General features: G+C 61.8%; 13 protein-coding genes. 3 read left to right on the plus strand and 10 right to left on the minus strand.

Translation table 11 applies throughout. The annotated features are described in order from the left end of the window. Positions 1-69: 69 nt before the first annotated feature. The 10 genes from tadA to lptF all read right to left on the minus strand — a co-directional run bounded on the left by tadA (position 70) and on the right by lptF (position 10,604). Positions 70-570: a tRNA adenosine(34) deaminase TadA gene (gene tadA, locus B348_RS0100825; protein ID WP_017734277.1), complete on the minus strand. Its 501-nt coding sequence runs from the start codon at positions 568-570 to the stop codon at positions 70-72. Beyond that, positions 570-1,946: a multicopper oxidase family protein gene (locus B348_RS0100830; RefSeq protein ID WP_026136455.1), complete on the minus strand. Its 1,377-nt coding sequence runs from the start codon at positions 1,944-1,946 to the stop codon at positions 570-572. Before B348_RS0100830 ends, tadA begins: the two co-directional genes overlap by 1 nt. A 250-nt stretch (positions 1,947-2,196) precedes the next feature. After that, on the minus strand, positions 2,197-2,940 hold the full coding sequence (gene pdxJ / locus B348_RS0100835) for a pyridoxine 5'-phosphate synthase (RefSeq protein ID WP_017734279.1): 744 nt from the start codon (positions 2,938-2,940) through the stop codon (positions 2,197-2,199). A 51-nt stretch (positions 2,941-2,991) separates the two neighbouring features. After that, on the minus strand, positions 2,992-3,681 hold the full coding sequence (gene recO, locus B348_RS0100840; protein ID WP_017734280.1) for a DNA repair protein RecO: 690 nt from the start codon (positions 3,679-3,681) through the stop codon (positions 2,992-2,994). Positions 3,682-3,872: 191 nt separating this feature from the next. Next, a complete protein-coding gene (gene era, locus B348_RS0100845; RefSeq protein WP_017734281.1) occupies positions 3,873-4,775 on the minus strand; it encodes a GTPase Era in 903 nt (300 codons plus the stop codon). After that, positions 4,768-5,457 carry a ribonuclease III gene (rnc, locus tag B348_RS0100850; protein WP_026136456.1) on the minus strand — a complete coding sequence of 230 codons (690 nt, stop codon included), beginning with the start codon at positions 5,455-5,457 and terminating at the stop codon, positions 4,768-4,770. The genes era and rnc overlap by 8 nt, the downstream gene beginning before the upstream one ends. Positions 5,458-5,605: 148 nt before the next feature. After that, positions 5,606-6,457: a signal peptidase I gene (gene lepB / locus B348_RS0100855; RefSeq protein ID WP_017734283.1), complete on the minus strand. Its 852-nt coding sequence runs from the start codon at positions 6,455-6,457 to the stop codon at positions 5,606-5,608. A 5-nt stretch (positions 6,458-6,462) separates the two neighbouring features. Further along, positions 6,463-8,262, minus strand: coding sequence for a translation elongation factor 4 (gene lepA, locus B348_RS0100860; protein ID WP_003210439.1), 1,800 nt, complete (start codon positions 8,260-8,262; stop codon positions 6,463-6,465). Between the two features lie 151 nt (positions 8,263-8,413). Next, the gene (gene lptG, locus B348_RS0100865) at positions 8,414-9,493 is read right to left on the minus strand and encodes an LPS export ABC transporter permease LptG (protein ID WP_017734284.1); all 1,080 of its coding nucleotides are present in this window, start codon (positions 9,491-9,493) and stop codon (positions 8,414-8,416) included. Then, positions 9,486-10,604, minus strand: a complete 1,119-nt coding sequence (lptF, locus tag B348_RS0100870) for an LPS export ABC transporter permease LptF (RefSeq protein ID WP_017734285.1) — start codon at positions 10,602-10,604, stop codon at positions 9,486-9,488. Before lptF ends, lptG begins: the two co-directional genes overlap by 8 nt. Positions 10,605-10,887: 283 nt before the next feature. Between lptF and B348_RS0100875 the strand changes: the two genes are divergently transcribed. The 3 genes from B348_RS0100875 to B348_RS0100885 are packed head-to-tail and all read left to right on the plus strand — an operon-like array spanning position 10,888 to position 13,247. Continuing rightward, positions 10,888-12,378, plus strand: a complete 1,491-nt coding sequence (locus B348_RS0100875; protein ID WP_026136457.1) for a leucyl aminopeptidase — start codon at positions 10,888-10,890, stop codon at positions 12,376-12,378. A 55-nt stretch (positions 12,379-12,433) separates the two neighbouring features. Then, complete coding sequence (locus B348_RS0100880; protein WP_012722396.1) at positions 12,434-12,862, plus strand: DNA polymerase III subunit chi; 429 nt, start codon at positions 12,434-12,436, stop codon at positions 12,860-12,862. A 7-nt stretch (positions 12,863-12,869) separates the two neighbouring features. Next, positions 12,870-13,247 (plus strand): hypothetical protein, encoded by a 378-nt coding sequence (locus tag B348_RS0100885; RefSeq protein ID WP_017734287.1) that lies wholly within the window; start codon positions 12,870-12,872, stop codon positions 13,245-13,247. Positions 13,248-13,322: the final 75 nt, after the last annotated feature.

The following is a 13,322-nucleotide window of genomic DNA, read 5'->3' on the forward strand; positions in this document are numbered from 1 at the left end:
TCAGTCACTGATGAGTTGACTGACAGATAGCTATCGCAGGCAAGCCAGCTCCCACATTGGTTTGCGGTGTTAGTTGGATTGCGGCTTCGCGCGGCGGGCCTTGAAGAATTCACTGAGTACGGTGCCGCACTCTTCGGCCAACACCCCACCTTCAAACAGCACCTTGTGATTGAGAAATCCCTGGGTAAAAAACTGCCCCTGGCTCTGCACAATCCCCGCCTTCGGCTCCAGCGCGCCATACACCACCCGCGCCACCCGCGAGTGCACGATCAGACCGGCGCACATGCTGCACGGCTCCAGCGTCACATACAGCGTGCTGCCCACCAGCCGGTAGTTGCTGATCGCCTGCGCGGCATCACGAATGGCGACCATCTCGGCATGGGCGCTGGGGTCGTTGCCGCTGATGGGGCAGTTGAAGCCGCGGCCGATGATTTCACCGTCCTGCACCAGCACTGCGCCCACCGGCACTTCACCCAATGCGGCGCCTTGGGCGGCAAGGGCCAGGGCTTCGCGCATGAAGTCCTGGTCGCGGCTGCGGTCGATGATCGCCACGGGACGAAACTGGCGCATCACGCCACCTCGATGGCGGCCATCAGGCCGGTTTCCATGTGGTCGATCACGTGGCAGTGGAACATCCACACCCCCGGGTTATCCGCCACCAACGCCACGCGGGCGCGTTCGTTCTTGCCCAGCAGGTAGGTGTCGGTGAAGTACGGGATCACCTTGTGGCGGTTCGAGGCGATCACCTTGAAGCTCATGCCGTGCAGGTGGATCGGGTGTTGGTACTGGGTCATGTTCTTCAATTCGAAAATGTAGCTCTTGCCCTTCTCCAGCTTGGCGATCGGGCGGTCGGCGCAGGTCTTGTCGGTGATGTCCCAGGCCTGGCCGTTGATCTGCCACAGGCTGGGCGGCCGACCGTCGTCGACTGAAACGGTACCGACCCACTCGAAATTGAAGTTGAGTTTCTCGGCGTTGGCCAGGTCCGGCTCGGCGATCGGGTTGGCCGGCAATGCCGCTGGCCACTCGGTGGGTGCGTCGCTGTTGGCCACGGAGCGGAACGTGCCCAGGCGAACCGGACCGTTGCGGATCGACAGCTCTTCGCCGGCCGGCGGTGCCTTGATCGCCAGGCAGATGCGCATGCCCGGGCCCAGCCAGTATTCCTTGCCCAATGGGCGCGGCTCGATGGGGTTACCGTCCAGCGCGTAGATCTGCGCTTCGACGTCGGGGATGTTGATGCGATAGGTCAGGGTGTTGTCGAAGTTGAGCAGGCGCACGCGGGTGATCTGCCCGGACGGCAAGTCGATCACCGCCTGGGACACGCCATTGATCGTCGACAAGCGCCCGGCTGTGCCGCCACGTGCCGCTTCACGGGGCACGCTGAACGCGACGAAAGCGCCCTCTTCGTCCACATGCCAGCTCTTCAGGCTGAGGGTGCGTTCGTGTTTGAAACCGGTGGGTTCGCGCTCTTCGATGATCAGCGGGCCGACCAGGCCACGGCCGAGTTCTTCGCTGCTGTTGACGTGGGGGTGATACCAGTAGCTGCCGGCGTCAGGTACGCGGAACTTGTAGTCGAAATACTCGCCGGGCAGCACCGGCAATTGGGAGACGTAGGGCACGCCGTCCATCTCCAGCGGCAAGCGGATACCATGCCAGTGGATGGTGGTGGCGACCGGCAGGTGGTTGATAAACCGTACCCGCAGCCATTCGCCCTGGCGCACCCGCAACTCGGTGCCCGGCGCCGACGGGCCGAACGCCCAGGCTTCGGTCTTGTGGCCCGGCACCAGTTCCACGTCCAGCGGTGCGGCGATCAGTTCGTAATCGTGGCCCGCTTCGGCCTCGGCGACTTTCCCCAGCCAGTAGCGATAGGCGCCACCGGCACCGACGCCCACTACGGCCAGGCCGGCAAGGCCACCCAGGATTTGTCGACGGGAAAAGGATCGGGACACAACAACCTCACGTATCGGCCGCAAGCCCAGGGCCTGCAAAGGGCAGATACGATACACCTGCATGGCCTAAACAGTAAGGCTTCGCATTGCCGCATGCCCGAATTCTGGACACACCAAAGATCAACTGTGGGAGCGGGCTTGCCCGCGATTGCGGTGGGTCAGCCAATGCAGCGTTGACGGGTGTACCGCAATCGCGGGCAAGCCCGCTCCCACATTTTTTGATCTTCAGTGGTTTTTGGATTGTGTTGGGTCAGGCCTTGGCGGCAGCCAGGATCAGGGCCTTCATCTCGGCGACGGCGCCTTTGAAACCGACGAACAGCGCATGGGCCACCAGCGCATGGCCGATGTTCAGCTCATTGATGCCCTTGATCGCCGCCACGGCTTCAACGTTGTGGTAATGCAGGCCGTGACCGGCATTGACGATCAGCCCTTCGCGCAGGCCAACCGCGACACCGTCGATGATGCGCTGCAGCTCATCGGCCACTTCAGTCGGGGTGGTGGCATCGGCATAACGCCCGGTGTGCAACTCGATGGCGGGTGCGCCGACACGGCGCGAGGCTTCGATCTGGCGCGCGTCGGCGTCGATGAACAGCGAGACTTCGCTGCCGATCTGCGACAGGCGGTCCACCGCAGCCTTGATCCGCGCTTCCTGGCCGGCCACGTCAAGACCGCCTTCGGTGGTGAGTTCCTGGCGGGTTTCCGGGACCAGGCAGATATGCGCCGGGCGGATGCGCTCGGCGAACGCCATCATTTCTTCGGTGACGCCCATTTCGAAGTTCATGCGGGTTTGCAGCACGTCCTTGAGCAGCAGAACATCGCGCTCCTGGATGTGGCGGCGGTCTTCGCGCAGGTGCACGGTGATGCCGTCGGCGCCTGCTTCTTCGGCGTCCAGCGCGGCCTTGACCGGATCAGGGTAACGGGTGCCCCGGGCCTGGCGCAGGGTAGCGACGTGGTCGATATTGACGCCGAGAAGAATGCGATTGCTGCTGGTCACGGAAGCGCTCCTGAATAGGGAAAGAAACGCTGCACAGCATACACGGGGTTGTCAGGGCTTTCGAAACAACTCGCGACTGACCAGCGGTCGTCCGCCCAAGTGCACGGCCAGGGCTTGGCGCATCAGGCGCTTGGCGGCGGATAAAGCACCGGGTGCGCTCCAGTCGGCTTCGCTCATGGCCAGCAGCTCGGTGCCTTGGAACAGGCCCGGTTGCAGCAGGTAGACGCGCTCCAGGCCGGCGTCCACTTGCAGGCGGTACATGCCGTCGGCGGCGATGGGGTCGCCGTGCAGGTCGTTGGCCAGTTCGAAGCCGTAACCCAGGTCGTCGAGCAGGCGCCATTCGAAGGCGCGCAGCAACGGTTCCAGGGGACGGCCTTCGGCGAGGGCGAGCAAGGTGGCGGCGTAGTGATCAAAGACGGCCGGGTGGGGGTCTTCGGCGGGGAGCAGGCGAATCAGCAATTCGTTGAGATAGAGGCCGCTGAACAGCGCTTCGCCATTGAGCCAGGCGGAGGTGCCGACGCTTTCCAGGCGGCCGACGTTTTTCAGCTCGCCCTTGCCGCGGAATTCCACGTCCAACGCCACGAACGGCCTTGCCTGTGTGCCCGCCTTGCCCCGCGCGCTGCGCAAGACGGCGCGCAGGCGACCTTGGGGCGTGAGGAAATCCACCAGGGCGCTGGTCTCGCGGTAGGCGCGGCTGTGCAGGACGTAGGCGGGTTGGCTGAGGGGTGGGGATTGGGACATGGAAGTCTCTTCGCAGAACTTAAGAACAGCGACAAACCAATGTGGGAGCGGGCTTGTGTGGGAGCCGGCTTGCCCGCGATAGCATCACCTCGGTCCTTAAGTCTTACCGAGGTGATGCTATCGCAGGCAAGCCAGCTCCCACACAAGCCAGCTCCCACAAAAGCCCGCTCACACAGAGGTTCCGCTGTATGTCAGAGGTCGCCGTAGCCCAGGGAACGCAGTGCACGCTCGTCATCGGACCAACCACCCTTAACCTTCACCCACAGGTTGAGCATGATCTTGGAATCAAACAGCAACTCCATGTCCTTGCGCGCTTCGGTGCCGATGCGCTTGATGCGCTCGCCCTTGTCGCCAATGATGATTTTCTTCTGGCCGTCACGTTCGACGAGGATCAGCGCATGAATATGCAGGGTCTTGCCCTGCTGCTTGAACTCTTCGATTTCGACGGTGATCTGGTACGGCAGCTCGGCGCCCATCTGGCGCATGATTTTCTCGCGCACCAGTTCGGCGGCCAGGAAGCGGCTGCTGCGGTCGGTGATCTGGTCTTCCGGGAAGAAGTGCTCGTTCTCCGGCAGGTGGCCGGCGATCACGCGCTCCAGGGCTTCCAGGTTGTGGCCGTGCTGGGCAGAGATCGGGATGATCTGCGCGTTCGGCAGTTGTTCCTGCAGCCAGCTCAGGTGCGGCATCAGCTCGGCTTTGTCTTCGATGCGGTCGGTCTTGTTCAACGCGACAATCAACGGGCCGGTGACGTACTGCACACGCTCAAGGACCATCTGGTCTTCGTCGGTCCACTTGGTGCGGTCGACCACGAAGATCACCACGTCGACGTCTTTCAACGCCGCCGAAGCGGTCTTGTTCATGTAGCGGTTGAGGGCTTTCTCGCCACCTTTGTGCATACCCGGGGTATCGACGTAGACCGCTTGCACGTTGCCTTCGGTCTTGATGCCCAGCATGTTGTGGCGGGTGGTCTGCGGCTTGCGCGAGGTGATCGCGAGCTTCTGGCCGAGGATGTGGTTCAGCAGCGTGGACTTGCCCACGTTCGGGCGGCCGACGATGGCAACATAGCCACAGCGTGTTGCGGTTGAATCAGTCATGGCCATTCTCCACGCCCAGGGCAATCAGTGCTGCAGCGGCCGCTACCTGTTCGGCAATACGACGGCTCACACCCTGACCTCGGCTTTTTTCGTTCAGTAAGGTGATTTCACATTCCACGAAGAACACGCGGCAATGGGGCTCACCCTGGATATCCACCACTTCGTAGCGTGGCAGTTCGCAACCACGGGACTGCAGGAATTCCTGCAGGCGGGTCTTGGGATCTTTGTTGGTATCGACCAGCGTGAGGCTTTCGATCTCGGAGGTCAGCCACGCGGTGACGCGTTCCTTGGCCGCTTCCATGCCTGCATCGAGGTAGATCGCACCGATCAGCGCTTCAAGGGCGTCGGCGAGGATCGACTCGCGGCGGAAACCGCCACTTTTCAGCTCGCCAGAGCCCAGGCGCAGGTACTCGCCCAGGCCGAAACCACGGGCCAGCACGGCCAGGGTCTCGCCCTTCACCAAGCGTGCGCGCAGGCGCGACAGCTGGCCTTCACGGGCTTGCGGGAAGCGCTCGAACAGCGCCTCACCGGCGACGAAATTGAGGATGGCATCACCGAGGAATTCCAGGCGTTCGTTGTTACGCCCTGCAAAGCTGCGGTGTGTGAGGGCAAGGACCATCAATTCCTGGTCCTTGAAGGTGTAGCCGAGCAGACGCTCGAGACGTGCTAGAGAAACGGTCACGGTTTACCCATATCTGTGTGGTGGCACCGGCGGCCATCGACGATTGACGCAGTGTTCAAATTCAAATCCTGGTTGGTGCTGCATGGCGCCGGACATTTGTCCAAGCCCCAGAAAAGCATTCGGCGCTGTGTTCACAGCGCCGCCTGTATTACTTGATCAGCCCGACTCGCGAGAAGTTCGGCAAGTGGCTGAGCTTGGACTCCGGCCAACTCATCCAGACCGCGAAGGCCTTGCCGACGATGTTCTCGTCGGGAACCATGCCCAGCATGTCCTTGGGAATGTTGGGATCGTTCCAATAGCGGCTGTCATTGGAGTTGTCACGGTTGTCGCCCATCATGAAGTAGTGCCCGGCCGGCACTTTCCACTCGCCATCAGGCTGGCGGTAGCGCGACATTTCCTTGCGGATCTCGTGCTCCACCGCGCCGAGTTTCTCCTGGTACAGCTCGGCGCTGCCCAGGGAATTCGGCTCGGAACCGATCAGCTTCTCAGCCACCGATTCACCGTTGATGAACAGGCGCTTGTCGCCGGTGTAGCGGATCACGTCGCCCGGCAGGCCGATCACACGCTTGATGTAGTTGACGTTCGGATCGCTCGGGAAGCGGAACACCATCACATCGCCGCGTTGCGGGTCGCCGACTTCAATGACCTTCTTGTCGATCACCGGCAGGCGAATGCCGTAGGCAAACTTGTTCACCAGGATGAAGTCACCCACGTCCAGGGTAGGTTTCATCGACCCCGAAGGGATCTGAAACGGCTCCACCAGGAACGAGCGCAACACCAGCACGATGAACAGCACCGGGAAGAACGACTTGCCGTATTCAACCAGCAAGGGCTCTTTGTTCAGCTTCTCGACCACCACGGCATCGGGCTGGCTGACGCTGCCCTGATAGGACGCGATAGCCGCCCGCCGACGCGGGGCGAAGAACACCAGATCGAGCAACGCCAGGAGACCACAGACGGCAACGGCGATGACCAGCAACAGCGGGAAATTTAGCGACATAGGACCTAACTATCCAACCTGAGCACCGCAAGGAAGGCTTCTTGTGGAATTTCCACGTTGCCCACTTGCTTCATGCGTTTTTTACCGGCCTTTTGCTTCTCAAGCAGCTTGCGCTTACGGCTTACGTCACCGCCGTAGCATTTGGCCAGTACGTTCTTTCTGAGAGCCTTGACGGAGGTCCGTGCAATGATCTGCCCGCCAATGGCGGCCTGGATCGCGACGTCGAACATCTGGCGCGGAATCAGTTCTTTCATCTTCTCGGTCAACTGGCGACCTTTGTAGTGCGCGTTGTCCTTGTGCACGATGAGTGCCAGGGCATCGACCTTGTCGCCGTTGATCAGCACATCCAGTTTCACCAGATTAGCCGATTGGTAACGGTCGAAGTGGTAATCCAGCGAAGCATAGCCGCGACTGGTGGATTTGAGACGGTCGAAGAAGTCCAGGACCACTTCGTTCATCGGCAGATCGTAGGTCACTTGCACCTGGGTACCGAGGAACAGCATGTCGTGCTGCACGCCACGCTTCTCGATGCACAGGGTGATCACGTTGCCCAGGTGCTCTTGTGGCACGAGGATGTTGGCCCGCACGATCGGCTCGCGCATGTCTTCGATGGAAGACAGGTCTGGCAGCTTGGACGGGTTGTCGACGTAAATCGTTTCACCGGTTTTCAACGCCAGCTCAAAAATAACCGTTGGCGCGGTGGTGATCAGGTCCAGGTCGTATTCGCGCTCCAGGCGCTCCTGGATGATCTCCATGTGCAGCATGCCGAGGAAGCCGCAGCGGAAGCCGAAGCCCAGGGCGTCGGAGCTTTCCGGGGTGTACTGCAACGACGAGTCGTTGAGGGTCAGCTTTTGCAGGGCTTCGCGGAAATCTTCGAAGTCGTCGGAGCTGACCGGGAACAGGCCGGCGTAGACCTGCGGCTGGATGCGCTTGAAGCCTGGCAGCACGTCGACGTCGGGGGTGGAGCTCAAGGTCAGGGTGTCACCGACCGGTGCACCGTGGATGTCCTTGATACCGGCAATGATGAAGCCCACTTCGCCGGCTTTCAGATCGGTGGTGGCGGTGTGTTTCGGGTTGAATACACCGACGCTGTCCACCAGGTGGATCTTGCCGGTGGATTTGACCAGGATCTTGTCGCCTTTCTTCACACGGCCATGGCGCACGCGGACCAGGGACACAACGCCCAGGTAGTTGTCGAACCAGGAGTCGATGATCAACGCTTGCAGCGGATCTTCGTAGTTGCCGGTCGGCGCGGGAATGGTCTTGACCAGGCGTTCGAGTACTTCGTCGACACCCAGGCCGGTCTTGGCGCTGCACTCGACGGCGTCGGTGGCGTCAATGCCGATGATTTTTTCGATTTCTTCTTTGACGCGGTCTGGATCGGCCTGTGGCAGGTCGATCTTGTTCAGCACCGGCATCACTTCCAGGCCTTGCTCGATCGCGGTGTAGCAGTTGGCGACGGACTGGGCTTCAACGCCCTGGCCGGCGTCCACCACCAGCAAGGCGCCTTCGCAGGCGGCCAGCGAGCGGCTGACTTCGTAGGTAAAGTCAACGTGGCCGGGGGTGTCAATGAAATTCAGCTGGTACTTGATACCGTCTTTTGCGGTGTAGTACAGGGTAACGCTGTGGGCCTTGATGGTGATGCCGCGCTCACGCTCGAGGTCCATGGAGTCCAGGACCTGGGCTTCCATTTCACGCTCGGCAAGGCCACCGCACATTTGAATGAACCGGTCGGCCAGCGTCGACTTGCCATGGTCAATGTGGGCGATGATGGAGAAATTGCGGATATGACTCAAATCACTCACGGATCAACACTCAAAAAGGCTGCAGGCAGATTGCCCGCTGAAAAATAGCCGGGAATTGTACCTGATGCTCTGCCCGGGCGTCATCTTTGCTGACCAGAACAAAAATGCCCCGATCTCTCGACCGGGGCATTTTTTGCTCATAAGCGTTCTATCAACCGGCCCGGCGCAATAGCCAGAAGCCGGCCACGGCGCAGATCGCGGTCGGCACCAGCACCGCAAACAGCGGCGAGAAGCCGAACACCAGGCTCGACGGGCCGAGCAGGTCCTGGGCGATGCGGAAGGTGAAGCCCACCAATACACCGGTAAACACGCGCTGGCCAAGGGTCACGGAGCGCAGCGGGCCGAAGATGAACGAAATCGCCATCAGCACCAAGGCGGCGGTCACCACCGGCTGCAACACCTTGACCCAAAACGCCAGCCAGTAACGACCGTTGTTCAGGCCCTGCTCCTTCAAGTAGTGGATATAGCTCCACAGGCCGGAGATCGGCAGGCTTTCGGGGATCATCACCACGGTATTGAGCAGTTCCGGCTTGAGGGCGATGTCCCACGCCTCAGTCGGTGCGTTGACCACTTCGGTGCTGGACTTGGTGCCCTGGCCTGCGTTGCGGAAATAAGTCGTGGTGATGTCGGTCAGTTGCCACTTCTCGGCGCTGTACTGCGCACGTTTGGCGAAACTGGACGACAGCAGGTGGCGCTCCTTGTCGAACGTGTAGCGCGTCACACCAATCAACAGGCCACCGGGTTGCACGGCGTTGATGTGGATGAACTCGTCACCCTGGCGGTGCCACAGGCCATGCTTGGAGCTTTGTGCATCCCCCGAACCCTGGGCCAGGGCGCGGTTGGCCTGGGCGGTGGTTTCGGCCGGTGGCGCGACGTACTCGCCGATCAGCACGCTGCACAGCATCAGCAGCAGCATCGGCTTCATCACGGCCCAGACGATACGGCCGATGGACACCCCGGCGGCCCGCATGATGGTCAGTTCGCTGTTGCTGGCCAGGCTGCCCAGGCCGATCAGGCAACCGATCAGCGCGGCCATCGGCATCATGTCGTAGAGGCGGCGCGGCGCGGTGAGCGCCACGTAGCTCAGCACGTCCCACACGGTGTAGGTGTCGGTGACGTTGCCGACTTCATCGATGAAGGCGAACAGCGAGGCCAGGCCCAGGATGATGCCCAATACCGCCAGGATGGCGATCAGTACGCTGCTACCAATGTAGCGATCGAGCTTAGCCACGAGCCAACTCCTTCTGGCCACGACGGCTCAACATTTTCAGACGGATAGGTTCCCAGTAGAGCAGCCCGAGGCCGATCACCAGGAAGATCCCGTGAACCCACCACAGGCCCAGGGTCGGCGACAGCTTGCCCTTCTCCAGGGAGCCACGGGCGGAAATCAGGATGGTCAGGTACGCCATGTACAGCAGGATCGCCGGCAACAGCTTGAGGAAACGGCCCTGGCGCGGGTTGACGCGCGACAGCGGCACGGCCATCAGGGTCACGATAAACACCAGCAGCGGCAGGGAAATCCGCCATTGCAGCTCGGCGATGGAGCGCAGTTCCTTGCTGCCCAGCAGCTCGGTGGTCGGGATGGCATCGCGGTCGGTGACTTCGTCGCTGACGTCCGGGCGCGCCAGCAGCACGCCGTAGGTGTCGTACTTGATTGCACGGTAATCGGCCATGCCGGGGCTGCCGTCATAGCGGTAGCCGTTTTCCAGGATCAGGTAGCGGCTGCCGTCGGGGCGTATTTCCTGGCGGCCGGAGTCGGCTACCAATACGGAGATGCCACGGTCTTTCTTGTCCTGACCCAGGCGCTTCTCGGAGATGAACACCCCGCCGAGGTTGGCGCGGTCTTCGGTCATGGTTTCGGTGTAGGTGACCCGCGTGCCGTCATTGAGCGCCTGGAAGCGGCCCGGTTCGAGGGTGTCGAACTCGGTCATGGCGTCCTGCTTGTTCAGCACCAGCTGGAACTGCATGGCACCCTGGGGCGCCAGGCTCAGGCTCAGCCAGGCCACGATCAGCGCCACACCGGCGGCCGGGATCATGGTCATGCCCAGCAGGCGTTGCTGGCTCATGCCGGTGGCCGAGAGCACGGTCATTTCGCTTTCGAGGTACAGGCGGCCATAGGCCAGCAAGATCCCGAGGAACAGGCCCAGGGGCAGGATCAGCTGCAGGAACCCCGGCAGGCGAAAGCCCATGATCAGGAACAACGAGCCTGGGTCCAGGGCGCCAGAAGCAGCCTGGGCCAGGTATTTGACGAAACGACCACTCATGATGATGACCAGCAATACCGCACTCACGGCACTCAGGGTCAACAGGACTTCGCGGGACAGATAACGGAAGACGATCAAACCAGACACTCCAGGGTTGTCAGGCTAAGGCGGCCAAACAAGCAAGCATACCGAGTCGACCTGTTTGCACAGGCCGGCTAAAAAGATGGCGCATTATCCTGTGATTGGCCGCGCCTGTCACGGAGCATGCTCATTGACGGGGACAAAGCTTGCGCCAAGGGTTGTCAGGCTCCGCCGCCGAGGTTCAAACTGCGGCCTTTGTCGCTGGCGGCTTACACAGCTGCCATGCATTAAAGCCTGCGTACAGACGCAAGGCTCTCAGACCTTAATAAGGGACCCGAAAATGGAATTGGTTGTAAAAAGCGTTAGCCCCGAAACGTTGAAAACCGCCACCCTCGTGGTCGCCATCGGCGAAGGCCGCAAACTCGGCGTTGCCGCCAAACAACTCGACGAACTGAGCGGCGGCGCCATCAGCGCCATCCTCAAGCGCGGCGACCTGGCCGGCAAAGTCGGCCAGAGCCTGCTGCTGCAAAGCCTGCCGAACCTCAAGGCCGACCGCGTATTGCTGGTGGGCGTGGGCAAGGACACCGAACTGGGCGACCGCCCGTTCCGCAAGATCGTCAGCAGCATCCTCACCACCCTCAAGGGCCTGGGCGGCAGCGATGCCACGCTGGCGCTGGATGAAGTCGTGGTCAAGGGCCGCGACAGCTACGGCAAGACCCGCCTGCTGGCCGAGAGCCTGGTCGACGGCGGCTATATCTTCGACGAGTTCAAGAGCACCAAGGCCGAACCGCGCGCCCTGAAGAAAATCACCCTGCTGACCATCAAGGCCGCCCAGGCCGAAGTCCAGCGCGCCGTGACCCACGCCACCGCCATCGCCAATGGCATGTCGTTCACCCGCGACCTGGGCAACCTGCCGCCGAACATCTGCCACCCGACCTTCCTCGGCGAACAGGCCAAGGCGCTGGGTAAAGAGTTCAAGGGCCTGAAAGTCGAAGTCCTGGATGAGAAGAAGATCAAGGAACTGGGCATGGGCTCGTTCTATGCCGTTGGCCAGGGCAGCGACCAGCCGCCACGCCTGATCGTGATGCAATACAACGGCGGCAAGAAAGCCGACAAGCCGTACGCCCTGGTGGGTAAAGGCATCACCTTCGACACCGGCGGCATCAGCCTCAAGCCGGGCGCCGGCATGGATGAAATGAAGTACGACATGGGCGGCGCCGCCAGCGTGTTCGGTACCCTGCGTGCCGTGCTGGAGCTCAAGCTGCCGATCAACCTGGTGTGCATCCTGGCCTGCGCCGAGAACATGCCGAGCGGCGGCGCGGCGCGTCCGGGCGACATCGTCACCACCATGAGCGGCCAGACCGTCGAGATTCTCAACACCGACGCCGAAGGCCGCCTGGTGCTGTGCGATGCCCTGACCTACGCCGAACGCTTCAAGCCACAAGCCGTGATCGACATCGCCACCCTGACCGGCGCGTGCATCGTCGCCCTGGGTTCCCACACGTCGGGCCTGCTGGGCAACAACGACGAACTGATCGAGCAACTGCTCAGCGCCGGCAAGGCTGCCGACGACCGCGCCTGGCAACTGCCGCTGTTCGACGAGTACCAGGAACAGCTGGACAGCCCGTTCGCCGACATCGCCAACATCGGCGGCCCGAAAGCCGGCACCATCACCGCGGCCTGCTTCCTGTCGCGCTTTGCCAAGAACTTCAACTGGGCGCACCTGGACATCGCCGGCACGGCCTGGACCAGCGGCGGCAAGGACAAGGGCGCCACTGGCCGTCCGGTGCCATTGCTGACCCAGTACCTGCTGGATCGCGCCAAGGCCTGAAAATGAGAACCCCAGGGTGGCCTTTATAAAGCCGCCCTGGGTTCCAGGAACCGCAATGACCCAAGTCGACTTCTATATATTGCCCAGCGCCGACCCGCTCGCGCGCCTGGACTTTGCCTGCAAACTCACCGAAAAAGCCTGGCGCATGGGCCATCGCATCTACCTGCATTGCAGCGATGCCGCCCAACGCGACGAGCTCGACGCCCGCCTGTGGCGCTTCAAGGGCGAAAGCTTCGTGCCCCACGGCCCTGCCGAATCCGAACCCGAAGGCCTGGTTGTGCTGGGCTTGGGCGACAGTTGCGGCGATCACCATGACCTGCTGGTCAACCTCGACCTGAAAGTGCCGCCCTTCGCCAAGGCGTTTGCCCGCGTGGCAGAGGTGGTGGTGGAAGACCCGGCTATTCGTCAGGCCGCGCGGGAGAGTTTCCGTTTCTATCGCGAACAGGGCTATCCTTTGCAGGATCACCGGCTACAACGACTTTGAGTAAATGATGGACACTCCCAACCCTATAAAAAAAGACGACCACCTGCTGGACGACCTGGAGTCGATCCGCCAGTTGCTCGGTGATGATGACTTGCAACCGCCGCTGTTGACCGACTCGGTCGATCCAGAGGTACAGATTCCGCTGTTGTTCGACATGGTCGGCGCCAAGGCCGCTGCGCCGGAGCCGGTTGCCGCCACTGTCGAACCCGCCCCCGCCGAAAAAGGCCCGGACGCCCTGCTGCTGCACCTGGACAACGAACTGCGCGCCGCCGCGCAACTGATCATGCAAGACGTGATCGATGACTTCGCCCCGCATATCGAGACCGAGATCAAGCGTCGGCTGGATGCGCGGATGGAGCGGTTGCTCAGCCAATACCAATCTTAAAGCTTGCACAAATCCCTGTGGGAGCTGGCTTGCCTGCGATAGCGGTTTTCCAGGCAACCCCTCAGTGAATGGCAC

The organism is Pseudomonas sp. CBZ-4, assembly GCF_000346755.1.
GTDB lineage: Bacteria > Pseudomonadota > Gammaproteobacteria > Pseudomonadales > Pseudomonadaceae > Aquipseudomonas.

Excerpts from the sequence above, each read along its gene's own strand:
- era (WP_017734281.1), bottom strand. The coding sequence starts at position 4,775 with ATGACTGATTCAACCGCAACACGCTGTGGCTATGTTGCCATCGTCGGC.
- recO (WP_017734280.1), bottom strand. The coding sequence starts at position 3,681 with ATGTCCCAATCCCCACCCCTCAGCCAACCCGCCTACGTCCTGCACAGC.
- B348_RS0100885 (WP_017734287.1), top strand. The coding sequence starts at position 12,870 with ATGGACACTCCCAACCCTATAAAAAAAGACGACCACCTGCTGGACGAC.
- B348_RS0100880 (WP_012722396.1), top strand. The coding sequence starts at position 12,434 with ATGACCCAAGTCGACTTCTATATATTGCCCAGCGCCGACCCGCTCGCG.
- lepB (WP_017734283.1), bottom strand. The coding sequence starts at position 6,457 with ATGTCGCTAAATTTCCCGCTGTTGCTGGTCATCGCCGTTGCCGTCTGT.
- tadA (WP_017734277.1), bottom strand. The coding sequence starts at position 570 with ATGCGCCAGTTTCGTCCCGTGGCGATCATCGACCGCAGCCGCGACCAG.
- B348_RS0100875 (WP_026136457.1), top strand. The coding sequence starts at position 10,888 with ATGGAATTGGTTGTAAAAAGCGTTAGCCCCGAAACGTTGAAAACCGCC.